The sequence below is a fragment of the Nonomuraea sp. NPDC050663 genome, assembly GCF_044456985.1.
GTDB lineage: Bacteria > Actinomycetota > Actinomycetes > Streptosporangiales > Streptosporangiaceae > Nonomuraea.
The window spans coordinates 322,339-347,002 of the sequence record NZ_JBITGL010000005.1; the positions used below are offsets into that span (position 1 = coordinate 322,339).

Below are 24,664 nucleotides of genomic sequence, written 5' to 3' on the forward strand. Positions count from 1 at the left end.
CTTGGGTTCGTGCGCGAATACCTCTACATGGCGCTTGTCGCGGCGGTGGTGACCTTCCTGTTGGTCCCGTTGGTCCGCAGGTTCGCCATCCGCATCGGCGCCATGCCGGAGGTTCGCGACCGCGACGTCCACACCACGCCGACCCCGCGGCTCGGGGGCCTGGCGATGTACGGCGGGCTGGTCGCCGCCCTGCTCACCACCCACGAACTGCCCCACACCGGCCCGGTGCTGGCCTCCAGCAACACCGTGGTGGCGCTGATCGTGGCGGGCGGCATCATCACCTTCACCGGGTTCCTCGACGACTGGTGGGGGATGGACCCGTTCATCAAGATGGGCGGGCAGATCGCGGCGGCCGGCGTGCTGGTCTACAACGGCATGCGGCTGACCTACATCCCGCTGCCGCGTGACTGGGGACCTCCGCTCTTCCTCGACGACCTGTCCAGCGCGGTGATCACGATCCTGGTGATCGTGGTGATCATCAACGCGGTCAACTTCGTCGACGGGCTCGACGGCCTGGCCTCCGGCATCGTCTGCATCTCGGCCATGGCCACCTGGGCCTACTCCATCCGGCTCGACCAGGTGCTCGAGGACAACCGCATCAACGTGACGGCCGCCGTCATGGCCATCCTCATCGGCGTGTGTCTCGGCTTCCTGCCGCACAACTTCCATCCGGCGCGCATCTTCATGGGCGACACCGGGGCGATGCTGCTCGGCCTGGTGCTGGGTTCGTCGCTGATCACGGTCACGTCGGCCGCCGATCCCGAGCTGATCGTCGACGTCAACAAGTTCGGCGCGCTGATCCCGCTGCTGATCCCGCTGTCGGTGCTGGTGCTGCCGCTGATCGACCTGGTCACCGCGGTCGTGCGGCGCACCTCGCGCGGCATGTCGCCGTTCGCGCCCGACCGCGGCCACCTGCATCACCTGCTGATGGACCTGGGCCACTCGCACCGCCGCTCGGTGCTGATCCTCTACGCCTGGACCTTCCTGTTCGCGTTCGGCCTGACGGGCATGTCGGTCCTGGGCGTCCCGGTCATCTTCTTCCCGCTGATCATCGTGCTCGCGGTGGGGGTGCTCATCCTCATGGCCGCGCCCCGATGGCGGAGCAAGGGTTCGCACCACGCGCCCCGCGGTCCGCGCTGGCGACGCCGGGTCTCCCCGGAGGAGGACGACGGGGGCCCGCCGACGGGTCCGATGCCTCCCATCAGGGCAGAGTCCACCGCGCTGCGGTGATCCGGCCTTGATCGAAAACTAGAAACGGCAGGTAAAAGCGGTCATCCCAGAGCTTGTGATATCTTTCACGAGCAGGGGTTCCCAAGCCCATAGGGAAGCAACCGCTCGCTTGACAACTGTTTCTGGAGACCACATGCAGGCCAACGACGTGCGCGTTCTGAAAAGCGCCGCGCTGCCCACTCTCGCAGTGGGAGCGGTCGCGGTCGTAGTGGCCTTCCTGATGGCGGGGGGCAAGGGCGCGCTCGGCGCGATCCTCGGCACCCTGCTGGTCGGGGTCTTCTTCAGCATCAGCGTGGTAGCCGTGTCCTTCGCCTCGCGCATCTCGCCGCAGGTCATGGCCATGGCGGCGATGGGGAGCTACCTGGTCAAGGTCGTCGTCCTGATGATCGTGCTACGAGCGTTCGGCGACACCACCGCCTGGAACCCCAAGGCCTTCGCCTGGGCCGTCGTGGTCTGCACCGTCGTGTGGACGGCGGCGGAAGTCCGTGCCTTCGTCAAGACGAAGACGCTCTACGTCGATCCCGACGCGGGAAAGTCATGAGCGCGGGTAAAGTGACGGGGCCCGATATGACTAGTCCTTCTCCTCCCTGCTATCGTCGGGCGCGCGATGAGCGAACAGGAACGCAGACCGGAAGACGACGGTCGCGACTTCGCCGACGCCGCGTGGTCAGCTCCCAGCTACGTTCTCTCTGGAATAGCGATCTACGGCGGACTCGGCTGGTTGCTGGACCGTTGGCTGGGCACGTCCGCGCTCTTCCCCATAGGCGTTGTTCTGGGGGTCGTCCTCTCCGTGTATCTGTTCTACCGGAAGTACGGTCGCTAGCTCAGGGCTACACCCTTGTGACCACCTACCACCTCGAAGGGAACGCCGCGTGAATGCGCTGACGCTCCTCGCCTCCGACCCGGACAAGTTCACGCCTCCGACACCGCAAGAGCTGTTCGAGCTGCCTCCCATCGGCGGCATTTACTGGCTCACCAAGCCGGTCATCCTGGCGGTGCTCACGTCCATCATCGTGATCGTGTTCTGCTGGAGCGCTTTCGCCAAGCCGAAGCTGGTTCCGCGCGGCATCCAGAACGTCGGCGAGATCGGCTACATGTTCGTTCGCGACCAGGTGGCCCGGCCCTTCCTGGGCAAGGACGCCGACCGCTGGATGGGCCTGCTGCTCAGCATGTTCTTCATGATCTGGGTCTGGAACCTCATGGGAGTCATCCCCTTCATCCAGTTCCCGGTCGCCTCCCACATCGCCTTCCCGGCGGTGCTGGCCCTCACGGTCTACGTGATCAAGATCTTCCTGGGTGTCAAGCACCAGGGTGGCATCGGCTACTTCAAGAACATGATGTTCCCTCCGGGCATCCCGAAGGGCATGTACGTCCTGCTTGCTCCGCTTGAGTTCGCTTCGAACATGATTCTCGCGCCGTTCACGCACATGGTGCGACTGTTCGCGAACATGTTCGCCGGCCACATGCTCCTGGCCTTCTTCAGCATGGTGGGCTTCTGGTTCCTGTTCGAGAAGCTCACGCCCCTCGGCGCAGCCGTGGGCGTGCTCGGCGTCGTCATGACGATCGTGTTCACCGCCCTGGAACTGCTGATCCAGTTCCTGCAGGCGTACCTGTTCGCGATGCTCGCCGCCATGTACATCGGCGGCGCACTGCACGCCGAGCACTAGACCACCCGAATAAGTGTCCAGACCGGTTGAAAGACGATCGACCGGCCTACCAGAAAAGGAATCACCGCAATGAGCGTTCTCGCTGAGGTCTCCGGCAACGTCACCGCCATCGGTTACGGCCTTGCCGCCATCGGCCCCGGCATCGGCGTCGGCATCATCTTCGGTCAGGGTGTGCAGGCCATCGCCCGCAACCCCGAGGCCTACGGTCTGATCCGTCAGAACATGCTCCTCGGCTTCGTTCTCACCGAGGCCCTTGCCCTGATCGGTCTGGTCGCGCCCTTCATTCTCGCCGGCGTCTGACCGATCACCGACGAACCTGACGAAAGGCTGCATTCATGACACTGGCAGCTAAGCTCCTCGCCGCGGAGGAGGGGGCCTACAACCCCCTCATGCCGCACACCTACGAGCTCGTCATCGGCAGCTTCGCGTTCGCCGTCGTCGCCTTCTTCCTCATCAAGGTCCTCACCCCGCGCATCCAGAAGACCCTTCAGGAGCGCACCGAGGCCATCGAGGGCGGCATCCTCAAGGCCGAGAAGGCACAGGCCGAGGCCGCGGCTCTGCAGCAGCAGTACCGCGAGCAGCTGAACGAGGCCCGCACGGAGGCCGCGCGCCTGCGTGAGGAGGCTCGCGAGCAGGCCGCGCAGCTGAAGGCCGAGCTCCGTGAGGAGGCGCAGACCGAGGCCCGTCGCATCATCGACGCGGCGCACGCGCAGATCGAGGCGGACCGCCAGCAGGCGTTCTCCCAGCTGCGCACCGAGATCGGCCGCCTGTCGACCGACCTGGCCGGCCGCATCGTGGGCGAGTCCCTCGAGGACGAGGCCCGTCAGCGCCGCACCATCGACCGCTTCCTCGACGAGCTCGAGGGCTCGGCCCCGGCGGTGCGCTGATGCGCGGTCTGAGCAGAGCTTCCCTGGCCACGGTCGAAGAGCGCTTCAACGCCGTCGCCGGCTCGGCCGACCTCGGCCGGCTGGCCGACGACCTCGACGCGGTCGTGGACCTGCTGGACCGCGAGCACGGCCTGCGCCGTGCGCTGTCGGACCCGGCGCGCCCGGCCGAGCAGAAGGCTCAGACCGTCCGCGCCCTGCTCGGCGGCAAGGTCAGCGACGCCGCGGTGGAGACCACCGTGGCAGCCGCCGAGGCCAAGTGGTCGAAGGCGAGCGACATGACCGCCGCGCTCGAGCGTTACAGCGTGGTGGCCTCGGCCGCTGAGGCCGAGTCGACGGGCCGCATCGACGAGGTGGAGGACGAGCTCTTCCGCTTCAGCCGCATCGTGGCCGCCAACCCCGAGCTGCGTCGGGCGCTGGCCGACCAGGCCGCTCCCGTCCAGGGCAAGCAGGAGCTCCTGCAGAACCTGCTCGGCGGCAAGGTCGCCCCGTCCAGCCTGCGGCTCATCACCCAGGCCGCCGTGCACCCGCGCGGGCGTAGCCTGGAAACAGGGCTGGAGGAGATCGGTCAGCTCGTGGCCCAGCAGCGCCAGCGACTCGTCGCGGTGGTGCGCAGCGCGGTCGAGCTCACCGATGCGCAGAAGCAGCGTCTCGCTGCGTGGCTGCGCAACTCCTACGGTCGTGACGTGCACCTGAACGTTGAGGTGGACCCGCGAGTGATCGGTGGATTCTCGGTCCGCGTAGGCGACGAGATCATCGACACCACGATCGTGGGTCGTATCGAAGAAGTCCGCCGCCGGTTGGCCGGCTAAGGCGATTGAGGAGACGAAAGAGAGATGGCGGAGCTTACGATCCGGCCGGATGAGATCCGGGACGCGCTTGAGCGCTTCGTCCAGGCGTACGAACCGGAAGGCGCCGCGCGCGAGGAGATCGGGACCGTCGTCGACTGTGGCGACGGTATCGCCCACGTCTCCGGCCTTCCCTCGGCGATGGCCAACGAGCTGCTCGAGTTCGAGGACGGCACGCGTGGTCTGGCGCTGAACCTCGACACGCGCGAGATCGGTGTCGTTATCCTGGGCGACTTCAGCAAGATCGAGGAGGGCCAGACGGTCCGCCGGACGGGCGAGGTCCTGTCCGTGCCCGTCGGCGACAACTTCCTCGGCCGCGTGGTCGACCCCCTCGGCAACCCGCTCGACGGCAAGGGTGCGATCGAGTCCGAGGGCCTTCGCGCGCTCGAGCTGCAGGCCCCCTCGGTCGTGCAGCGCCAGCCGGTGAAGGAGTCCCTCGCCACCGGCATCAAGGCGATCGACGCCATGACCGCGATCGGCCGTGGTCAGCGCCAGCTGATCATCGGCGACCGTGGCACGGGCAAGACCGCCATCGCCGTGGACACGATCCTCAACCAGCGCGAGAACTGGCTGTCGGGCGACCCGAGCAAGCAGGTTCGCTGCGTCTACGTCGCCGTCGGCCAGAAGGGCTCGACGATCGCGCAGGTCCGTGGCCGCCTGGAGGAGGCGGGCGCGATGGAGTACACCACCATCGTCGCCGCTCCGGCCTCCGACGCCGCGGGTTACAAGTACCTCGCCCCCTACACCGGCTCGGCCATCGGCCAGCACTGGATGTACCAGGGCAAGCACGTCCTGATCGTCTTCGACGACCTGACCAAGCAGGCCGACGCCTACCGCGCCGTGTCCCTGCTGCTGCGTCGCCCGCCGGGCCGTGAGGCCTTCCCCGGCGACGTCTTCTACTTGCACTCCCGCCTCCTGGAGCGTTGCGCGAAGCTCTCCGACGACATGGGCGCCGGTTCGATGACGGGTCTGCCGATCATCGAGACCAAGGGCAACGACGTCTCGGCGTTCATCCCGACCAACGTCATCTCCATCACCGACGGCCAGGTCTTCCTCGAGACCGACCTGTTCAACGCCGGTGTGCGCCCCGCCATCAACGTCGGTATCTCCGTCTCCCGAGTCGGTGGTTCCGCGCAGGCCAAGGCGATGCGCAAGGTGGCGGGCACGCTCCGTCTGGCCCTGTCGCAGTACCGCGACCTGGAGGCCTTCGCCTCCTTCGCCTCCGACCTCGACGCCGCCTCCAAGGCTCAGCTGGAGCGTGGACAGCGTCTGGTCGAGCTGCTCAAGCAGCCGCAGTACTCCCCGTTCTCCCTGGAGCGCGAGGTCGTCTCGGTGTGGGCGGGCACGACCGGTGAGCTGGACGAGGTTCCGGTCAGCGACATCCGTCGCTTCGAGTCGGAGTTCCTCGACTACGTCAACAGCGGTCACAAGGGCATCTTCGACACCATCCGTGAGACCCGTGAGCTCTCCGACGACACGGTGACCGCGCTCAAGGGCGCCATCACCGAGTTCAAGAAGGGCTTCACCACCTCGTCGGGTGAGCTGCTGGTCCAGGACGAGCCGGTTGCTCCGCTCGACAAGGACGAGGTCGGCCAGGAGAAGATCCAGAAGGTCGTCCGCAAGGCGGAGAGCTAGGCCGATGGGAGCCCAACTCAGACTGCTGAGGCGGCGGATCAAGTCGGTCAAGTCGACCGCCAAGATCACCAAGGCCCAGGAGCTCATCGCCTCTTCGCGGATCGTGAAGGCGCAGCAGCGGATGGCGGCGGCGCTGCCGTACGAGCGTGAGATCACTCGCGCCGTCACCGGCGTCGTCAGCAACACCGTGAGCGTCGACCATCCGCTGACCGTGGCCAAGGAGAACCCCTCCAAGGCCGGCGTGCTCATCATCACCAGCGACCGCGGTTTCTGCGGCGGCTTCAACGCCAACCTGCTGCGCGAGGCGGAGGCCCTCCGGGGTCACCTCAACGAGCGCGGGCTGGAGACGGTGCCGTTCGTGGTGGGCCGCAAGGGCATCACCTGGCACTCCTTCCGCGGGCGGGAGATGGGCGGGCAGTGGGACGGGTTCTCCGACAACCCCTCCTACCGCAACGCCAAGGAGATCGCCGAAACGCTGATCGAGTCCTTCAAGGACGACAACGGCATCGACGAGATCCACATCGTCTCGACGGAGTTCGTCTCGATGCTGACGCAGAACGTCGTCATCAAGCGCGTGCTTCCGCTGGAGATCGAGGAGACCGAGCCGTCGGAGTCCGTCGCGATTCCGCCGTACTACGAGTTCGAGCCGACGGCCGACGAGGTGCTCAACACGCTGCTGCCGCGCTACGTGGAGTCGCGCATCTTCAGCGCGCTGCTCCAGTCGGCCGCATCCGAGCACGCCGCTCGTCGCCGGGCCATGAAGTCGGCGACCGACAACGCCAACGAGCTCGTCCGGGTCTTCACCCAGGAGATGAACAAGGCTCGCCAGGCCGAGATCACCCAGGAAATCAGCGAGATCGTCGGTGGCGCGAACGCGCTGGCTGACGCCGCAGCGGGGAAAGAGTGAAAATGACTGCTGAGACCGTAGAGACCACGACCGGCACCGGCCGCGTCGCGCGTGTCACGGGCCCCGTCGTCGACGTGGAATTCCCCGTCGAGGCGATGCCCGACATCTACAACGCCCTGAACGTCGAAGTCGTCCTCGGCGACGAGACCAAGAAGCTGACCCTCGAGGTCGCGCAGCACCTGGGTGACAACCTGGTCCGCGCCATCTCGATGCAGCCCACCGACGGCCTGGTCCGCGGCGCCGCCGTGACCGACTCCGGCGCGCCGATCTCGGTGCCCGTCGGCGACGTCGTCAAGGGCCACGTGTGGAACGCGCTCGGCGAGTCGCTCGACGTGCCGACCGCCTCCCTCCAGGTCACCGAGAAGTGGGGCATCCACCGCCCGAGCCCGGCCTTCGACCAGCTCGAGTCGCGCACCGAGATGCTGCCCACCGGCATCAAGGTCATCGACCTGCTCACCCCGTACGTGAAGGGTGGCAAGATCGGTCTGTTCGGTGGCGCCGGTGTCGGCAAGACCGTTCTGATCCAGGAGATGATCCGCCGAGTCGCGCTGAAGTTCTCCGGAACCTCGTGCTTCGCGGGCGTCGGCGAGCGTACCCGTGAGGGCAACGACCTCTGGCTGGAGATGGAGGAGGCCGGCGTTCTCAAGGACACCGCCCTCGTCTTCGGCCAGATGGACGAGCCGCCGGGCACCCGTCTGCGCGTGGCGCTGTCCGCCCTGACCATGGCGGAGTACTTCCGCGATGTGCAGAAGCAGGACGTGCTCCTCTTCATCGACAACATCTTCCGCTTCACCCAGGCCGGTTCCGAGGTCTCCACCCTCCTCGGCCGTATGCCGTCCGCCGTGGGTTACCAGCCCACGCTGGCCGACGAGATGGGTGTGCTCCAGGAGCGCATCACCTCGACGCGTGGCCACTCGATCACCTCGATGCAGGCGATCTACGTGCCCGCGGACGACATCACCGACCCGGCGCCGCACAACGCCTTCGCCCACCTCGACGCTCAGACGGTTCTGTCCCGTCCGATCTCCGAGAAGGGCATCTACCCGGCGGTGGACCCGCTCGACTCCTCCTCGCGTATCCTCGACCCGACCATCGTCGGCGAGGAGCACTACGCGGTGGCCCAGGAGACCAAGCGGATCCTCCAGAAGTACCGCGAGCTCCAGGACATCATCGCGATCCTCGGTATCGACGAACTGTCCGAAGAGGACAAGGTCACCGTCAACCGGGCCCGCCGCATCGAGCGCTTCCTGTCGCACCCGATGTACGCCGCCGAGGCGTTCACCGGCCAGCCGGGTGAGTTCGTGCCGCTGGACGAGACGATCGCCTCGTTCAAGGGCCTGTGCGAGGGCAAGTACGACCACCTGCCCGAGCAGGCGTTCTTCATGGTCGGCGGCATCGAGCAGGCCGAGGCCAAGGCTCGCGAGCTGTCCAAGTAGGCTGCGCTGAGGTGCCGGATCCGTCCGGCACCTCAATGATCAGGAAAGGAACCTACGACAGTGGCGAAGCTACGAGTAGGTGTCGTCTCACCGGAGCGTGAGATCTGGTCGGGCGAGGCCGACATGGTGATTGCCAAGACCGTCGAGGGCGAGATCGGTATCCTTCCTCGACACGCACCCGTTCTCGGCGTGCTGGTCGAGGGCGGCATCCTCAAGGTCAAGCGCGAGGGTGAGGCCGATCTGGTGGCGGCGGTCCACGGTGGATTCATCTCCGTGGCCGACAACGAGGTCTCCGTTCTGGCCGAGGTCGCCGAGCTCGGCTCCGAGGTCGACGTGGCGGCCGCGCGTGACGCCTTGACGCGGGCCCAGGCCTCGATCGAGGCCAACCAGGACGACGCCGACGCGGCGATCGAGGTCAAGCGTGCCCAGGCCCGGCTCCGGGCCGCGGGCGAGGACAGCTGACCTTCGCTCGGCCGGGCCGGACAACTGAAGAGGTCTGACGACTCAACCGAGAGGGCGGCGATGACGGCGGCACTGACGATCACGATTTCGTGTGTGCTGCTGCTCGCCGCCTTTCTGGTCTTTCGCGCCATCATGCTGGCCAGGGGCACGCTGCCCTGCCGCCTGCAGGTCAAGGGGCACGGCTGGCGCAGGGGAGTAGCCCGCTACGTCGCCGGTGAGCTCCACTGGACCCCGCTCCTGGGTGTACGACTGAGGCCGCGTCACGCGATCGCGAGGCGCGGCCTCGTCGTTTCCGGCCGCCGCCAGCTCGACGACGGCCTGTGGGCGATCGACTGCGTGTCGGACCGGGGCGAGGTCTCACTGGCCATGAGCCACGACGCGCTCACCGGCTTCCTGGCCTGGCTGGAGTCGGCCCCTCCCGGCGCCTATCTCGACGTGTCCTAGCGGGTGCCGCCGGGCTTCCAGAGGATCTCCGTGCCGTCGTGGGCGACGCGGCACAGGATGAACAGCAGGTCCGACAGCCGGTTGAGGTATTTCGCGGTCAGCGGGTTGACGTCGTCGTGGGTCTGCAGCGCCGCCCAGGTGGTGCGTTCGGCCCGTCGTACGGTCACCCTGGCCAGGTGCAGCTGCGCGGTGGCGGCGTCGCCGCCGGGCAGGATGAAGCTGCGCAGCGGCTTCAGATCGGCGTTGAAGGCATCGCACCGGCCCTCGATCCACTCGATGTAGGACGGCTCCACCCGCAGCGGGGCGAACTCCGGATTCTCCACGACCGGTGTGGCCAGGTCGGCGCCCACGTCGAACAGTTCGTTCTGCACCCGTTCGAGCACTTCGGCGATCGCGGGGGACAGGGTGCCGAAGGCCAGGGCGATGCCGATGTGCGCGTTGGCCTCCTCGACGTCGGCGTAGGCCGCGAGCCGTACGTCGTTCTTCGACACGCGGCTCATGTCGCTCAGGCCCGTGGTGCCGTCGTCGCCGGTGCGGGTGTAGATGCGGGAGAGGACGACGGGCTTGTCCTTGTCGGCTCGGGTCATGAGCCCACCCTAATGACAAATGTCATCCGAGTCGGACGCAAGATCCATGCCCGGCCGGTGATTCCGGCGACTACCTGGGGCAACCCGTCCTGCAGGAGCATGATGGACATGACGACAGCGATCGACGTGACGGGCCTGCGGCAGTCGTACGGCGACTTCGAGGCCGTGCGCGGCATCACCTTCGACGTACGGCAGGGCGAGCTGTTCGCGTTGCTGGGCACCAACGGCGCGGGCAAGACCACCACGATGGAGGTGCTCGCGGGCTACTCCAAGCCCTCCGGCGGGAGCGTGCGGGTGCTCGGCCTCGATCCGGTCAAGGAGCGCAAGCAGCTGCGCCCCCGCATGTCGATCATGCTCCAGGAGGCGGGTTTCCTCGGCGACCTGACCGTGGCCGAGACGATCGAGCTGTGGCGCGGCATGGCCAAGGACGCCGGCCGCGAGCCGCTGACGGGCAACCCGATCGAGCTGGTGGAGCTGACGAGCAAGGCCAAGGTCAGGGTGAAGCAGCTGTCGGGCGGCCAGAAGCGCCGCCTGGACCTGGCGCTGGCCATCCTGAGCCTGCCCGAGGTGCTCTTCCTCGACGAGCCGACCACCGGTATGGACCCCGAGGCGCGGCAGCGGACCTGGGAGATCGTGCGCTCGTTGCGGGAGGCCGGGACGACGATCCTGCTGACCACCCACTACCTGGAGGAGGCCGAGCGCCTGGCCGACCGGCTGGCGATCATGCACGAAGGCGTGATCCGCATCGACGGCACGGTCGACGAGGTCGTGGCCACCAGCGGCGACCAGCTCAGCTTCCGCCTGCCCGACCGGCACGAGCTGCTGCCGGCCATCGAGGGCCAGGAGCCGTCGATCGCCGGCGGCAGGGCGGCCTACAAGGTGTACGGCAGCGCCCACGCCGCGATGCGCGAGCTGCTCGACTGGGCCGACAAGCACCAGGTGGACCTGGAGCGCCTGGAAGTGCGCCCCGGCACTCTCGACGATGTTTTCCTGCGTGTCGCCAAGGAGGCGAAGTGAAGACCGACGCTCTGCACGCCGTACGGCTGGCCAGGACCGATCTGAAGCTGCTGGGCCGCAACTACGTCGCGCTGTTCAACGTGATGGTCCTGCCGCTGCTGTTCGGCTTCCTGTATCTGCAGATGACGGAGGACCCGACGTTCGTGCTGTCCGGGATGCCGGGCATCCTGCTGATCTTCACGGCCTTCCTGAACCTGGTCAACACCTTCACCGCCCGCCGTGAGGAGCTGGTTCTCAAGCGGCTGCGCGGCGGCCAGAGCTCGGCGGCGGCCATCTTCGGCGGGGCCGGTCTCGGCGCCCTGGCGGTCTTCGTCCTCCAGGTCGCGCTGCTGATCGTGCTGACCGACCGCTACGCGGGCACCCTGCCCAGCAATCCGGTCCCGATGATCGTCGGCGGCCTGCTCGGAGTGGCCGTCTTCGCCCTGCTGGCCGCGGCCTTCTCGGGCATCACGCCGAGCGCCGAGATGGCGCAGCTGACCCCGATGCCGGTGCTGATCGTCCTGATGTTCGCCGCGCCGCTGGCCTGGCCCCTGGAGCAGATGCCCACCGCACTGGAGATCGTCGCCCGCGTCCTGCCGGTCACCCCGGTGATGGAGTTGATGCGGGCGGGCTACTACGGTGCATCCTTGGGCGAAATGTCGGTTTACGTCGCCACGCTGCTCGGCTGGGTGGCCGTCGGCGCGCTGCTCGTCAAGCTGTTCTTCCGCTGGGACCCCCGGCACAACTGAGAAGGATTCCCCTGATGCTGGAGATAACCGGACTGCGCAAGCAGTTCCCTGGTGGCAAGGTCGCGCTCGACGGCGTGGGCTTCGAGGTACGGCCCGGCGAGCTGTACGGCTTCGTCGGAGCCAACGGAGCCGGCAAGACCACCACGATGCGGATCGTCATGGGCGTGCTGCTCTCGGACGCCGGCCAGGTGAGCTGGCAGGGCCGGCCGCTCGACGCCGACACGCGCAAGCGGATCGGCTACATGCCCGAGGAGCGCGGCCTCTACCAGAAGATGCGCGTCGCCGAGCAGATCGAGTACTTCGGCCAGCTGCACGGAATGAGCTCCACGGCCGCCCGCACGGCCACCGACGACCTGCTGGAGCGCCTGACCCTGACCGAGCGCAGGAACGACGCGGTCGAGGCGCTGTCGCTGGGCAACCAGCAGCGCGTGCAGCTCGCCGTGGCCCTGGTGCACGACCCCGAGCTGCTCATCCTCGACGAGCCCTTCTCCGGGCTCGACCCGATCGCGGTCGAGGCCCTCTCGACGGTGCTGCAGGAGCGGGCCAGGGGCGGCGTGCCCGTGCTGTTCTCCAGCCACCAGCTGGAGCTCGTCGAGCGGCTGTGCGACGCGGTCGGCATCATCTCGGCCGGGCGCATGGTCGCCACCGGGAGCGTCGAGACCCTGCAGGCCGCGGCCGGCCGGGCCCTGAAGGTCGTCGTGCGGGGCGCCGCGCCGGGCTGGGCCGACGGCCTGCCCGGCGAGCTGACCGTGCAGGACGACCGGCACGTCCTGGTCACCAGCGGGGGCGACGACCAGGAGATCCTTCGCCGGGCCGTCAAGTCGGGCCACGTCGAGCACTTCGGCTTCGAGCGGGCCTCTCTCACCGAGATCTTCAAGGAGGCCGTGGCATGAGCGCGGTGTGGTTGGTAGCGCGGCGCGAGATCGTCACGACGGTCAGGACCAGGTCCTTCATCATCGGCCTGATCGTCACCGCCGTCGTGGTCGGCGTGGTGGCCTTCCTGCCCAAGTTCTTCGACGGACCGGACAAGTACACGATCGGCCTGGTCAACTCCCAGGAGCTGCCGCTGAAGCAGGCGCTGCCCGAGGCGGAGTTCACCTTCAAGACCTTCCAGGACCGCGCCGCCGCCACCAAGGCCGTGCTCGACGGCGACCTGGACGCCGCGCTGGTCGACGGCACGACGGTGCTCACGGACGGTCAGATCGAGACCGAGCTCGGCGTGCTGATGCAGAGCGTCAACCGGGAGGTGAAGCTGGGCGCGGCCGGGGTGAACGTGCCGCCGCTGGCCATGGAGTCGGTCGGCGCCGACACCCGCTACGAGGACGCGCGCAGAGGCATCGCGTTCCTGCTGGTCATCGTGCTGTTCGGCCTGGTCATCCAGTCGGTCTCGATGGTGGCGATGGGCGTCGTCGAGGAGAAGGGCAGCCGGATCGTCGAGATCCTGCTCGCCTCGCTCCGGCCCTGGCAGCTGCTCGTCGGGAAGGTGGTCGGGCTCGGCGTGATCGGGCTGATCAACTTGGCCGTGGTCCTGGTCGTCGGCATCGGCGCGGCGGTGGCCTCAGGCTTCGCCGAGAACTTCCCGCCCGGCATGGCGGGCATCATCGCGGGCACGATGATCTGGTTCCTCCTGGGCTACGCCTTCTTCGCCACCTACTCGGCGTCGCTGGCGTCGCTGGTCTCGCGCCAGGAGGAGGTGGGCAACGTGCTCGGCCCGATGATGCTCACCGTGATGGTCACCTACGGTGTCTCGATCTACGCCACCGGCGACCCGTCGAGCACGCTGTCGACCGTCATGTCGCTGATCCCGCCGTTCTCCTCGATGGTCATGCCGGTCCGCATGGCCGCGGCGGAGGTGCCGCTGTGGGAGGTGGGCCTGGCCATGCTGATCATGATGGCCGCCGTCGCGGGCATCGCGGCCGTGGGCGCCCGCGTCTACGAGCGCGCCGTCCTGCGCACCGGAGCCCGGCTGAAGTTCACCGAAGTGCTGCGCAGTCGTTGATGGGAGAGTTCGGCAAGGCACGTCGTGCCACCTGGCACATGCTCGGCCTGGCGTTGTGGATGACGTGGGGATGCGCGATCGCCGCCTTCTTCGCCACACCCGAGCCGATCTGGTGGCGCGGCGTGCTTGTGCTGATCGGGCTGATCGCCTTCAGCCGTTCCTATCTGGGCATTCTCAAGGTCCTGCTGGACCGCGCCTATCCGGCCCGCCAGGTCGCCGTCGCCGGCGGCCTGGCGGTCTTCATCGCGGTCGCGGGCGGGTTCGAGCCGTTCGGGTGCGGGTTCGCCCTGGTCGCGTGGCTGTCGGTGGCCGTGGTCAACGTCAGCAAGCGTACGTCGGCGATCATGAGCGCTGTGGTCGGCGCGGCCTGGGGCGCGATGTTGCCGTTCGTGATCACATTCGACCTCGCGCCGGTGGCGGTCCAGCTGGTCATCGTCATCGTGCTGCTGCTCAGCGTGCCCAGTTCGAACCGGCTGTGGGTCTGGATCTACACCCTGGCCATCCAGGCCGAGGAGGGCAAGGAGGCCAGGGCGCGGCTGGCGGTCGCGGAGGAGCGCCTGCGTTTCGCCCGTGACCTGCACGACCTGGTCGGACACCAGCTGTCGGCCATCGCCGTGAAGACCGAGCTGGCCGTACGGCTCACGCGGGCCGGCCGCGCCGAGGCGGCCGACGAGCTCACCGAGGTCCACGGGCTGACCAGGAAGGCGCTGAGGGAGCTGCGCGAGGCCGTGCGCGGCTACCGCGAGCTGGATCTCAACGCCGAGCTGACCAGCGTGCGCAGCGTGCTGGAGGCGGCGGGGGTGCGGTGCGAGCTGCACCTGCCGTACCGGGACGTGCCGGATGTCGCGGCGCCGGTCTTCGCCTACGTGGTGCGCGAGGCGGCCACGAACGTGCTCAAGCACAGCCGGGCCACGCAGTGCGACATCACCGTGCGCTTCACCGGCGAGGAGGCGGTGCTGGAGGTGCGCAACGACGGGATCGTACGGCGCGCGGCCGAGGACCTGGGCAGCGGCCTGAGCGGACTGACCGAGCGGCTGGAGGCCATCGGGGGCAAGCTCACCGCCCGCCCGGCCGGCGGTGAGTTCCTTCTTGTCGCGAGTGTCCCCCTCGGCTAACGTGCGCTCGTGATCTTACGCGGCAACGTCCCGCGCATGGCGACCGTCTGGGCGCTGACGATGGGCGTGGCGCTCGCCTGGACGGGAGCGGTGCGAGGCCTGATCGAGCACCCCGTCGGAGCCTGGCGGGCGGCGGGCGCGATCGCCGCGATGGTGGCGTTCAGCGTGTTCTACGTCCGCATCAGCCGGGCCGCGGTGGCCGGCGGTCGGCGGTGGGTGGACCTGGCGGCGGCCGGAGTGATCGCGCTGGCGCTGGTCGCCTTGATGGATGTGGGCGGCGAGCCCCGCCTGTGGGCGCTGCTCGGGCCGATCTGGGCCTCGGCGGCGGTGCTGGTCATGAGCCCGTGGCCGGGGATGCTGGTCTGCGCGGCCGTCGCCGGCGGCTACCTCGTGCTGACGCTGGGGACGGACTCCGGCACGGCCTTCACCTATGTGACGCTCTGCTTCGGCATCCCGTGGGCCAACCGGCTCCAACTGTGGTTCTGGAAGATCATCCAGCAGGCCGAGGCGGGCAAGAAGGCTCAGGCGGCGCTGGCGGTGGCCGAGGAGCGGCTGCGCTTCTCCCGCGACCTGCACGACCTGGTCGGCCACAGCCTCTCGGTCATCGCGGTCAAGAGCGAGCTGGCGGTGAAGCTGGCCGGGCGTGACCAGGAGCGGGCCGGGAACGAGATGGCCGAGGTGCGCACCCTGGCCAAGCAGGCACTCGGGGAGATCCGCTCGGCGGTCCAGGGTTACCGCAGCGTCGATCTGGCCGCCGAGCTGCGCGCCATGCGTCAGACGCTCGAGGCGGCGGGCATCGCCTGCTCGGTCGACGAGCCGCCCCGCGACCTGCCCGCCGAGGTGGCCACGCTCCTGGCCTGGGTGGCCAGGGAGGGCACCACCAACGTGCTCAGGCACAGCGGCGCGACCACCGTGGCTATCACCTTCGACGTGCGCGAAGGCGAGCTGGAACTCCTGATGCGCAACGACGGAGCCGGTGAGGCGGGGGCGGGGAACGGCACCGGGTTGACCGGGCTGGCCGAGCGTGTCACTACTCTCCGTGGTGAGTTTCGGGCTGGCCCAGAGGCCGGGGGCCACTTCGTCGTCGGAGTCGTCGTGCCCTGGAGTAGGTCGGCGACGATCGGGTAGTTCACCTGGGCAGGCATGTTTGATCACGCTAAATGGTCTATGTCTGGATCGAGGAGGTGACATGCGAGTCCGTAAGACTCCGGGAGCACAGGTGGTCAGGGTCGGGCCTCGGCTCGACGCGGGGACCGTCGCCGGAGTACGCCCGCGACTGCACCATGCGGTCGATTCGGGCGACGGAGACCTGGTGGTCGACCTCTCCGAGCTGGAGATGATCGACGCCACCGGTCTCGGGGTGCTGGTGGGCACGCATCGGCGCGCACTTGGCGCGCACCGTCACCTTGTTCTCCGCAATGTGCCGCCGAGGATCATGCGGGTGCTGGCCGTGACCCGGCTGAATCGGGTGTTGCGGGTGGAGGCGCCCGCGGCCGCGGTGGCCTGAGGGGGCCAGGGGTCCGGCGGTTCTCGGGAGTACGCCGGAATCCTGCCCGTATTCGAGACAGGCGGCGATCAGCCGCCGCCTGTCTCCCCTCACATCTGCTGCCGGAGCCTGGTCAGGGTCTGCGGGCTCTGCGCGTCGAGCCAGTCGGCCAGCTGCTCGAAGGAGACGCAGCGCACCTCGTCGCGGCGGCACGCCTCGTCCATCACCGTGATGAGGGCGCGCATGTAGATGCCGTCGTTCCAGCTCTCGAAGTGGTTGCCGATGAAGACCGGCGCGCGGTCGCCGTCGAGGCTGTTCTCGATGGCGCGCAGGTAGGCCCCCGTGGTCTGGCGTTCCCAGCGGTTCCACTCGTGCGGTCGTCCCGACTTGGCGCCGCTCTGCAGGGCGAAGAAGTTGTAGTCCATGGCCAGCACCATGCGGCCGCTGCCGGGTATGCGGATGCTGGGCAGCGGGAACTGCCACAGGCCCGCGCGCCGGTGCGGCCACGAGACCGTGCCGGTGCCCGAGGCGTCGTAGCGCCAGCCGTACTGCTTGAAGGCCTTGAACATCGCCTCGCGGCGGCCCTCCAGGCAGGGTGTGCGGCCGCCCCTGACCACCTCGCGGATGCGGAAGGGCAGGTCGGGCCGGTGGTCGCGGCCGGAGTTGGCCCGCCAGTTCTCCACGATGGTGTGGAACTGCTCGATCTCCTTGCGCCAGTCGTCGGCCGACCAGCTCCTGACCCCGTCGGCTCCGCAGAAGTGGCCGTTGAAGTGGGTGCCGATCTCGTGGCCCGCGGTGTAGGCCGCGGAGAGCTCCTCGGCCTGCTCGTCGATTCTGCCCGGCCGCTGGAAGCCGATGTCGGAGCTGCCCGGGCGGCGTCCTGGCGGGCGGTAGAGCTCCTTGCGGTCGGACGGCAGCAGGTAGACGCCCGACAGGAAGAACGTCAGGAACGCCTCGTTGCGCTCGGCGGTCTCGCGGAAGACCGGGAACCAGCCCTGGTCGTCGACGCCCGCGCCGTCGAAGGAGATGACGACGAACTGCGGCGGACGCTCGCCGTCGCGCAGCCGGCAGCGCTCGAACACCTCGGTGGTCCCGCCGCTCTCCGGGCACCAGCTCCGGTGAACGCCGCCGGCCGCGACCGCCGGCCGCGTGGGCGCGGCGGCGGAAGCGGTGGGCTTGGCTTCGGGAGGCGGCGCCTGCGGTGTTTTCGCGGAATCGACGGAACGGCCCGTGATTCCGAGCCGTTCCGACAGTGGCGCCGCGGTGACTTGACCACACGCGCTCAAGGCGAGTGACATGCCGATAAGCGGTGTGAATACCCCCCGAGTCACCTTGTCATGTAATCACACTCCGTCATCAACGGTGCGGAATGACCTTCTGAACACGAGCAGGGCGACCTGAACCAGTTCCTCGACCGAGGGGCCGGGATCCGCCAGGACCCATTCGATGAGCAACTCCTGAATCGCGCCGACCATGGCCAGCGAGAGCAGGTGCAGATTGGCCGGAGGGGGCTCGTAGGCGATCGTCGCCTCTTCGATGAGCCGGGCGAACATCTCGACGGCGCGCTGGCGCGACGCCGTGAGCACGTCGCCTGACCTGCGTACTTCCAGGTGCATGATGCGCGCGCGGCGCCAGTCGGATGTTGTGAACTCGATATATGCGCGTATTCCGGACTTTATTTGTCCATCCAGTGTCTGCGGGGCGTCCTGGAGGGCTTTGGTGATGGCGGCCATGCTTTCTTCCACGCACTGTTCGTGGATGGCGCGCAGGAGTTCCTCTCGGCCTCCGAAACACTCGTAGAAGGCGCGGTTGGAGATCCGCGCCTCCGCACAGAGCCGCTCGATTGTGGTCGCCGTAAAACCAGGCTTGGCATACAGCGTGTAAGCGGCCGCCATCAGCCGCTCGCGTCTGTCGGCCAGTCTTTGCTCAGCCGACATTCCCCGGTAAGACCGGTTCATTGCACCCCGTCCAAATGATCGTGAGCCCCCAGAACCCACAATTATGGACGGATGATCTTATTTGGGAAAGATGGGACAGATCACCTTTTGCGGCGACCGTGGAGGAACGTGACAAGCCTGATCAACCGTTCCACCTCCGCCTCGCCCTTCTTGAAGGTGGTCAGGTTCATGCCCGGCATGGCGAAGCGCTGGCGCGAGATGGCCTTGGGCCGGGCGAATTCCCGCAGGCCATCGGCCCCGTGGATGCGCCCGAAGCCCGACTCGCCCACGCCGCCGAAGGGCAGCGACGGGATCGCGGCGAACGAGATGACGGAGTTGATCGCGGTCATGCCGCTGCGCATGAGGCGCGCCAGCTCCATCGCCCTGCGGGAGTTCTTGGTGAAAATCGTTCCCGCCAGGCCGTACGCGCTGGCGTTGGCCAGCTCCAGCGCCTCCTGCGCGTCGCGCGTGCGCCGTACGGTGATCGTCGGGCCGAAGGTCTCCTCGCGCACCGCGGGAGAGTCCTCGGGCACGTCCTCGATGATGACGGGCTCGACGTACGGCACGCGCACCGAATCCGGCCCGCCCACCAGGGTCTTGCCGGTCTTGGCCGCGTCGTCGATGTGGCGCTTGATGATGTCGAGCTGCCCCGGCATCGTGATCGGCCCGTAGTGCTCCCCGGCCTTCACCTCCTTGGCCAGCGAGGTGAGCTTGCCGACGAAGGACTCGTAGACCTGGTCGACCACGTAGACACGTTCCACGCCCACGCAGGTCTGCCCGGCGTTGGACATCGCGCCCCACAGGCACGCGTCGGCCGCGGCGTCGAGGTCGGCGTCGGCGTCGACGATGAAGGCGTCCTTGCCGCCGCACTCGGCGACCAGCGGGGTGAGGTTCTCCGCGCACGCGGCCATGACCCGCTTGGCGGTGGCGTAGGAACCGGTGAAGGCGATCTTCTTGACCCGGGGGTCCTTCGCCAGAGCCGCGCCGGTCTCGCCCAGGCCCGTGACGGTCTGCAGGACCGGATACTCGGGCACCGACTCGGCGAACAGCTCGGCCAGCTTGACGCCCACGCCCGGCGTGAGCTCGCTGGGCTTGAAGACGACCGCGTTGCCCGCGGCCAGCGCGTAGGCGATAGAGCCCATCGGCGTGAAGACCGGGTAGTTCCACGGCCCGATGACGCCGACGACGCCGAGCGGCAGGTACTCCAGCGTGGCGGCCATGTTCATGCCGATCATGCCGGTGGAGACGCGGCGGGGGCGCAGGACCTTGTGCGCGTTGCGCGCGGCCCAGTCGAGGTGGGTGATCGTCAGGACGATCTCGAGCGTCGCGTCGGCGATCGGCTTGCCGGTCTCGTCGTGCACCACCTGGGCCAGCTCGCGCAGGTTCCTGGTGACGACCGCCTTGTAGTCGAGGAGCCTGCGGCGGCGCTCCTGGTGGCCGATGCCGGCCCACCAGCGGGCCGCTTCCTCGGCCCTGCCCACAGCCTCGTGCACCGCGTCGGCGGCCTGCTTGGGATAGCTGCCCACGACCTGTCCCGTCGCGGGATTGAGGGAGTCGAACGTCAGGGTCGTCATGACTCGTAACGATAGTCCTGTAACTCAGCGCTTACTAGAGCAAGCCTCTGTTCATCGCCGTCGTGACCGCAGCCGTGCGGTCGGAGACGCCGAGCTTGCCGAAGACCCGCAGCAGATGCGTCTTGACCGTGGTCTCACTGATGAACAGCTCCTGGCCGATCTCGGCGTTCGTCAGGCCGCGCGCCACCAGGGCGAGCACCTCGGTCTCGCGCGGGGTCAGCGACTCGGCGGCAGGGGCGCGCATCCTCGTGACCAGCTTCGTCGCCACCGACGGCGACAGGACCGTCTCGCCCCTGAGCGCTCCGTGGATCGCCCTGAGCAGATCGGGCCTGCTGGTGTCCTTGAGCAGGTAACCGGCCGCTCCCGCCTCCACGGCGCGCACGATGTCGTGATCGGTCTCGTAGGTGGTGAGCACGATCACCCTCGTGTGCTGATTTTTCATGATCCGGGCGATGGCGTCGACGCCGTCGCCGCCCGGCATGCGCAGGTCCATGAGGATCACGTCAGGCTCCAGCTCACGCGCCCTGACCACCGCCTCGTCGCCGGAGGCCGCCTCGCCCACCACCTCGACGTCGGCCTCCAGCATGCCGCGCAGCCCCTCGCGGACCACCGGATGGTCGTCGACGATCAGGACCCGGGTGCGCTGCTCCGCGGTCATGCCGGTACCTCCACCGTCAACGTCGTCCCCGTTCCCGGCGGTCCGGCCAGCTCGACCGTGCCGCCCGCCTCCTCCACGCGGGTGCGCATCGCGCGCAGGCCGTACCCCTGGGGGTTGCTCGCCACCAGGCCCACGCCGTCGTCCTCGACGCGCAGCCGTACCGTGCGCGTGCCGTACGTCACCGTGACCCGCACCTCGCGCGCGGCCGCGTGCTTGCGCACGTTCGACAGGCCCTCCTGCAGGGCCCTGACCAGCACCACCTCGATGGCCGGCGGCAGCGGCCTGCTCTCGCCCTCCGCCCCGAACGTGACGCCCGCCCCGATCTCCTCGGCCGTCCGCCCCGCGATCCTGCGCATCGAGTCGAGCAGCGTGCGCTCGTCGAGCGGGGCCGGGGCCAGCGCCGCGACCAGGGCACGCGCCTCGGCCAGGTTCTCCCGCGCGGTCCGTACGGCAAGCGGCACGTTCCTGGCCGGGTCGGGCGCCTGGAGGAGCATGATGATGCTGCTGAAGCCCTGCGCCAGCGTGTCGTGGATCTCGCCGGCCAGGCGCTCGCGCTCCTGACGGGCCCCCGCCTCCGCCGACAGCCTGGCCACCTCGGCCCTGCTCGCCTCCAGCTGCTTGATCAGCTCGGCCCGCTCCCTGCTCTGCTCGATGATCCGCGTCGCCCAGATGCCGAAGGCCGAGGAGAAGAACAGCGTGATCGTGACGATCACGATGATCTCGTAGAAGTGGCCCTCGTAGAACCTGTAGATCACCGGCGGTATGCAGAGAAGCACCACGGCAGCGATCGCCCACCGGGCACGCAGGGCCAGAAAACACTGCGCGCACAGGCCGAACAGCGCGTAGGTGGCCGGCCCCGAGATCAGCGCGGGCGGGATGTAGAGCGCGAGCATCACGACGATGTAGGCCAGGCCGCGGCGATCGTCGCCGCCGACGATCGCCGGGCGCCCCAGCAGGACATAGAGCGGCAGGATCGCCAGCAGGCAGCCGGTGACGGTCGCCTTGGTCAGGGCGGACTCGTTGATCAGCAGGACGAAGAAGACCGGCACCACGATCGAGATGACCAGGACGAGCTCCCAGCCCCACAGCCGGTCGTAGATCTCCGTCGTTCTAATGTCGTCCTTGCTCATCCGTCGCGGCGGCTCTTCCACCGGAATGTCATCAGGCACAACACCAAGCCTCCGATCACCCAGGCTCCCAGGACCAGGGCCGTCTTGGCCAGCTCGTAGGAACCGGTCGGCTGCAGCACCAGGCCGCCGTCACCCAGGAACACCGCGCGCAGCCCCTGGCACATCCACTTGAGCGGGAAGATCGCCGCCACGTCCGTCAGCCAGCCCGGCAACTCGGTGAAGGGGATGAACACCCCCGAGATGAACTGCAGCACCAGGAAGGGCAGTGTGATCACCGCGCCCGCGCTCTTGGCCGACCTGGCCAGGCTGCTGGCGGCGATGCCGAGGAGGCATCCCGAGGTCAGGCCCAGGAACACCACCCAGGCGAAGGTCAGCCACGCCGTACCCCGCGGCAGGTCGATGTCGTAGAGCAGGACGGCCACCGCGAGGAGCAGGGCGATCTCGCACAGCGCCATCACCAGAACGCTGCCGACCTTCCCCGCGAAGTACGCATATTTCGGCATCGGCGTGCCACTGAGCCTTTTGAGCGCCCCCTCCTCGCGCTCCACCGCGATGCTGATCCCCAGGTTCTGCAGGCTCACCGCGAGCACCGCCGCGCCGATCATCCCGGCCGTGTAGACCTCGGCCACCGTCACACCGGTGCCCGGATACTCGCCCGTGAAGATCGAGCCGAACAGCAGCAGCAGGACGATCGGCAGCGAGAAGGTGAAGACCACCTGGTCACGCTCGCGGAAGAACAGCCTCAGCTCGAACCCCGCCCTGGCCAGCGCCACCGTCATCGCGCCCCTCCGATCAGCTCCAGGTAGGCGTCCTCCAGCGTCGGCCTGACCACCTGCAGGCCCGGGACCTCGCCGTCGTACCGCTCCGCCAGCTCCGCCACCGTCGCGGTCGGACTGTCCGTCCGCACGCTGCCCTCCGCCCAGCTCACCGTCGCCATGGCAGCGGACCTGCCACCCAGCGTGCGCGGATCGCCCTCCGCCACGATGCGCCCCCCGGCGATCACCGCCACCCGGTCCGCCAGCGCCTCCGCCTCGTCCAGATAGTGCGTGGTCAGCAGGATCGTCGTCCCCTGCAATCCCTTGATCAGCTCCCAGAACTGCCTGCGCGCCTCCGGATCGAACCCCGTCGTCGGCTCGTCCAGGAAGAGCAACTCGGGATTGCCCACCAGGCCCAGCGCCACGTCCACCCTGCGGCGCTGCCCTCCGGACAGGCGATTGATGCGCTGATGGCGCTGCTCACCGAGCCCCACCTGCTCGATCAGCTCGTCGGGATTCCTGGGATGGGGGTAGAAGGTCGCGAAATGACGCACCACCTCGCGCACCGACACCTCGGCGGTGTCGTTCGACGTCTGGAGCACGATGCCGATCCGCGCCCGCCACCTCCTGCCCGCCCGGCCCGGATCCTCGCCCAGAACCGACACCTCGCCACCGTCGCGCCTGCGGTGACCCTCGAGGATCTCGACGGTCGTGGACTTGCCCGCGCCGTTGGGGCCGAGGATCGCGAAGATCTCGCCGCTGCCGATGGTCAAATCGATGGCCTGGACTGCTTGCAGGCTGCCGTAGCTCTTGGTCAGCCCCTTGATGCTCACCACTGGGTCCATGCGTCAAGCGTCCGTGCCATACGGCTCGCGCGGGACCACCGGTGGACCGACCGTGCCGTCCTCCGAACGGAGGACGGCTACTCGTTCATGATCTCCGCCACGCCGATGACGTCGGAGACGGCGACCGTGCCCTCGCCGGGGGCGTCACGGTGACTGCGCGAGTCCATGGACACGTCCCGGTTGTCGCCCATCACCCAGATCCTGCCCGCCGGCACCCGCCGCTCGAACCGCATCAACGACGGCTCTCCCTTGAGGTACGGCTCGTGCAGCGCCCTGCCGTCGAGGGTCACCATGCCGTTCTCGTCGCAGCACTGGACGAGCTGACCGGGGAGGCCGATGATCCGGCTTACCCTGGGCTTGCTCCTGTCCTCGCCCCACCCCGGTGGGGTGTTGAAGACGACGACGTCGCCCACGTTGGGGCGATAGTCCTCGTCGATCAGCCTGGCGGCGAACGTCTCGCCGGGCTGGAGCAGAGGCTGCATCGACTCACCGCTGGCCTGGAAGTTCTTGACGCCGACGGCCCCCTGGATGAGGCCGCAGGCTGTCGCTAACGGAAGCACGGCCAGCAGGCAGCCGAGCACTTTCGATCTCATACGGAACATTGTGCTGGTGCCCGCTCACGCGATCAGAACAGCGTCGGATTCTCCGGCTCGATGCCGCGCAGCGCGTCGTAGTCGAGCGTCACGCAGGCGATGCCCCGATCGGCCGCCAGCACCCTGGCCTGCGGCTTGATCTCCTGCGCGGCAAAGATGCCCTTCACCGGAGCCAGCAGCGGATCCCTATTGAGCAGCTCCAGATAGCGCGTGAGCTGCTCAACGCCGTCGATCTCGCCCCTGCGCTTGATCTCCACGGCGACCGTGGCGCCCTTGGCATCGCGGCACAGGATGTCGACCGGCCCGATCGCCGTCATGAACTCACGCCGCACCAGGCTCCAGCCCTCGCCGAGGGTGGTGATGTGCTCGGCGAGCAACTCCTGCAGGTGCGCCTCCACCCCGTCCTTGATCAGGCCCGGGTCGATGCCGAGCTCGTGGGAGAAGTCGTGCAGGATCTCCTCCATCGTCATGACCAGCTTCTCGCCCGTCTTGCCGTGGGTGACGGTCCACGTGCCTCCGTCCTCGGAGAGCTTGCAGGGTGGGTTCATCCAGTTGAGCGGCTTGAAGGCACGGTCGTCGGCGTGGATGCTGACGCTGCCGTCGGCCTTGATGAGAATGAGGCGGGGGGCCATCGGCAGGTGTGCCGTGAGCCGCCCGATGTAATCCACGCTGCAGCGCGCGATGACCAGACGCATGGAGAGCAGTCTCCCAGAGGCGCCGGGTGGTG

General features: G+C 68.2%; 29 protein-coding genes. 19 read left to right on the plus strand and 10 right to left on the minus strand.

Going from position 1 to position 24,664, the window contains the following annotated elements:
• The first annotated feature begins 9 nt into the window (after positions 1–9).
• The 12 genes from ACIBH1_RS18435 (at position 10) to ACIBH1_RS18490 (ending at position 9,513) form a co-directional block, all read left to right on the plus strand.
• The gene (locus tag ACIBH1_RS18435; protein ID WP_397314968.1) at positions 10–1,230 is read left to right on the plus strand and encodes a glycosyltransferase family 4 protein; all 1,221 of its coding nucleotides are present in this window, start codon (positions 10–12) and stop codon (positions 1,228–1,230) included.
• A 133-nt stretch (positions 1,231–1,363) separates the two neighbouring features.
• A complete protein-coding gene (locus ACIBH1_RS18440) occupies positions 1,364–1,771 on the plus strand; it encodes a hypothetical protein (protein WP_397314969.1) in 408 nt (135 codons plus the stop codon).
• A gap of 66 nt (positions 1,772–1,837) precedes the next feature.
• A complete protein-coding gene (locus ACIBH1_RS18445; RefSeq protein WP_181611746.1) occupies positions 1,838–2,053 on the plus strand; it encodes an AtpZ/AtpI family protein in 216 nt (71 codons plus the stop codon).
• A gap of 49 nt (positions 2,054–2,102) precedes the next feature.
• Complete coding sequence (gene atpB, locus ACIBH1_RS18450; RefSeq protein ID WP_397314970.1) at positions 2,103–2,897, plus strand: F0F1 ATP synthase subunit A; 795 nt, start codon at positions 2,103–2,105, stop codon at positions 2,895–2,897.
• A gap of 69 nt (positions 2,898–2,966) precedes the next feature.
• On the plus strand, positions 2,967–3,197 hold the full coding sequence (atpE, locus tag ACIBH1_RS18455; protein WP_181611748.1) for an ATP synthase F0 subunit C: 231 nt from the start codon (positions 2,967–2,969) through the stop codon (positions 3,195–3,197).
• A gap of 35 nt (positions 3,198–3,232) precedes the next feature.
• Positions 3,233–3,784 (plus strand): F0F1 ATP synthase subunit B, encoded by a 552-nt coding sequence (locus tag ACIBH1_RS18460; protein ID WP_397314971.1) that lies wholly within the window; start codon positions 3,233–3,235, stop codon positions 3,782–3,784.
• Positions 3,784–4,593, plus strand: a complete 810-nt coding sequence (locus ACIBH1_RS18465; RefSeq protein WP_397314972.1) for a F0F1 ATP synthase subunit delta — start codon at positions 3,784–3,786, stop codon at positions 4,591–4,593. Before ACIBH1_RS18460 ends, ACIBH1_RS18465 begins: the two co-directional genes overlap by 1 nt.
• 24 nt (positions 4,594–4,617) lie before the next feature.
• Positions 4,618–6,264: a F0F1 ATP synthase subunit alpha gene (gene atpA / locus ACIBH1_RS18470; protein ID WP_397314973.1), complete on the plus strand. Its 1,647-nt coding sequence runs from the start codon at positions 4,618–4,620 to the stop codon at positions 6,262–6,264.
• A gap of 4 nt (positions 6,265–6,268) precedes the next feature.
• Entirely contained in the window at positions 6,269–7,171 is a 903-nt protein-coding gene (locus ACIBH1_RS18475; protein ID WP_397314974.1) for a F0F1 ATP synthase subunit gamma, read from the plus strand.
• Between the two features lie 2 nt (positions 7,172–7,173).
• Entirely contained in the window at positions 7,174–8,607 is a 1,434-nt protein-coding gene (atpD, locus tag ACIBH1_RS18480) for a F0F1 ATP synthase subunit beta (protein WP_397314975.1), read from the plus strand.
• Positions 8,608–8,667: 60 nt separating this feature from the next.
• Positions 8,668–9,069, plus strand: a complete 402-nt coding sequence (locus tag ACIBH1_RS18485; protein WP_397314976.1) for a F0F1 ATP synthase subunit epsilon — start codon at positions 8,668–8,670, stop codon at positions 9,067–9,069.
• Between the two features lie 60 nt (positions 9,070–9,129).
• Complete coding sequence (locus ACIBH1_RS18490; protein WP_397314977.1) at positions 9,130–9,513, plus strand: DUF2550 domain-containing protein; 384 nt, start codon at positions 9,130–9,132, stop codon at positions 9,511–9,513.
• On the opposite strand, the gene ACIBH1_RS18495 is transcribed toward ACIBH1_RS18490, so the two are convergent.
• A complete protein-coding gene (locus ACIBH1_RS18495) occupies positions 9,510–10,100 on the minus strand; it encodes a cob(I)yrinic acid a,c-diamide adenosyltransferase (protein WP_397314978.1) in 591 nt (196 codons plus the stop codon). The two genes, ACIBH1_RS18490 and ACIBH1_RS18495, sit on opposite strands and share 4 nt — an antisense overlap.
• Positions 10,101–10,202: 102 nt before the next feature.
• Here ACIBH1_RS18495 and ACIBH1_RS18500 point away from each other — a divergent pair, with 102 nt between their 5' ends.
• The 7 genes from ACIBH1_RS18500 (at position 10,203) to ACIBH1_RS18530 (ending at position 16,466) form a co-directional block, all read left to right on the plus strand.
• Positions 10,203–11,117: an ABC transporter ATP-binding protein gene (locus tag ACIBH1_RS18500; protein ID WP_397314979.1), complete on the plus strand. Its 915-nt coding sequence runs from the start codon at positions 10,203–10,205 to the stop codon at positions 11,115–11,117.
• Positions 11,114–11,845: an ABC transporter permease gene (locus ACIBH1_RS18505; protein ID WP_397314980.1), complete on the plus strand. Its 732-nt coding sequence runs from the start codon at positions 11,114–11,116 to the stop codon at positions 11,843–11,845. The genes ACIBH1_RS18500 and ACIBH1_RS18505 overlap by 4 nt, the downstream gene beginning before the upstream one ends.
• A gap of 14 nt (positions 11,846–11,859) precedes the next feature.
• A complete protein-coding gene (locus tag ACIBH1_RS18510) occupies positions 11,860–12,738 on the plus strand; it encodes an ABC transporter ATP-binding protein (protein ID WP_397314981.1) in 879 nt (292 codons plus the stop codon).
• On the plus strand, positions 12,735–13,844 hold the full coding sequence (locus ACIBH1_RS18515; protein WP_397314982.1) for an ABC transporter permease: 1,110 nt from the start codon (positions 12,735–12,737) through the stop codon (positions 13,842–13,844). Before ACIBH1_RS18510 ends, ACIBH1_RS18515 begins: the two co-directional genes overlap by 4 nt.
• Entirely contained in the window at positions 13,844–14,959 is a 1,116-nt protein-coding gene (locus ACIBH1_RS18520; protein ID WP_397314983.1) for a sensor histidine kinase, read from the plus strand. Before ACIBH1_RS18515 ends, ACIBH1_RS18520 begins: the two co-directional genes overlap by 1 nt.
• Positions 14,960–14,968: 9 nt before the next feature.
• Complete coding sequence (locus tag ACIBH1_RS18525) at positions 14,969–16,087, plus strand: sensor histidine kinase (protein WP_397314984.1); 1,119 nt, start codon at positions 14,969–14,971, stop codon at positions 16,085–16,087.
• Positions 16,088–16,148: 61 nt separating this feature from the next.
• Positions 16,149–16,466 (plus strand): STAS domain-containing protein, encoded by a 318-nt coding sequence (locus tag ACIBH1_RS18530; protein ID WP_397314985.1) that lies wholly within the window; start codon positions 16,149–16,151, stop codon positions 16,464–16,466.
• 89 nt (positions 16,467–16,555) lie between these two features.
• Here ACIBH1_RS18530 and ACIBH1_RS18535 read toward each other — a convergent pair whose 3' ends face one another.
• From ACIBH1_RS18535 to nucS, 9 genes are all read right to left on the minus strand, one after another.
• Complete coding sequence (locus tag ACIBH1_RS18535; RefSeq protein WP_397314986.1) at positions 16,556–17,527, minus strand: hypothetical protein; 972 nt, start codon at positions 17,525–17,527, stop codon at positions 16,556–16,558.
• A 261-nt stretch (positions 17,528–17,788) separates the two neighbouring features.
• The gene (locus tag ACIBH1_RS18540) at positions 17,789–18,403 is read right to left on the minus strand and encodes a TetR/AcrR family transcriptional regulator (protein WP_397314987.1); all 615 of its coding nucleotides are present in this window, start codon (positions 18,401–18,403) and stop codon (positions 17,789–17,791) included.
• An 80-nt stretch (positions 18,404–18,483) separates the two neighbouring features.
• Entirely contained in the window at positions 18,484–19,956 is a 1,473-nt protein-coding gene (locus ACIBH1_RS18545; RefSeq protein ID WP_397314988.1) for an aldehyde dehydrogenase family protein, read from the minus strand.
• A gap of 34 nt (positions 19,957–19,990) precedes the next feature.
• A complete protein-coding gene (locus ACIBH1_RS18550) occupies positions 19,991–20,614 on the minus strand; it encodes a response regulator (RefSeq protein WP_397314989.1) in 624 nt (207 codons plus the stop codon).
• A complete protein-coding gene (locus tag ACIBH1_RS18555; RefSeq protein ID WP_397314990.1) occupies positions 20,611–21,744 on the minus strand; it encodes a sensor histidine kinase in 1,134 nt (377 codons plus the stop codon). Before ACIBH1_RS18555 ends, ACIBH1_RS18550 begins: the two co-directional genes overlap by 4 nt.
• Positions 21,741–22,523, minus strand: a complete 783-nt coding sequence (locus tag ACIBH1_RS18560; protein WP_397314991.1) for an ABC transporter permease — start codon at positions 22,521–22,523, stop codon at positions 21,741–21,743. The genes ACIBH1_RS18555 and ACIBH1_RS18560 overlap by 4 nt, the downstream gene beginning before the upstream one ends.
• Positions 22,520–23,344 carry an ABC transporter ATP-binding protein gene (locus tag ACIBH1_RS18565; protein ID WP_397314992.1) on the minus strand — a complete coding sequence of 275 codons (825 nt, stop codon included), beginning with the start codon at positions 23,342–23,344 and terminating at the stop codon, positions 22,520–22,522. The genes ACIBH1_RS18560 and ACIBH1_RS18565 overlap by 4 nt, the downstream gene beginning before the upstream one ends.
• Before the next feature lie 77 nt (positions 23,345–23,421).
• Entirely contained in the window at positions 23,422–23,937 is a 516-nt protein-coding gene (lepB, locus tag ACIBH1_RS18570) for a signal peptidase I (RefSeq protein ID WP_397314993.1), read from the minus strand.
• A 32-nt stretch (positions 23,938–23,969) separates the two neighbouring features.
• Entirely contained in the window at positions 23,970–24,632 is a 663-nt protein-coding gene (gene nucS / locus ACIBH1_RS18575; protein ID WP_397314994.1) for an endonuclease NucS, read from the minus strand.
• Positions 24,633–24,664 lie beyond the last annotated feature (32 nt).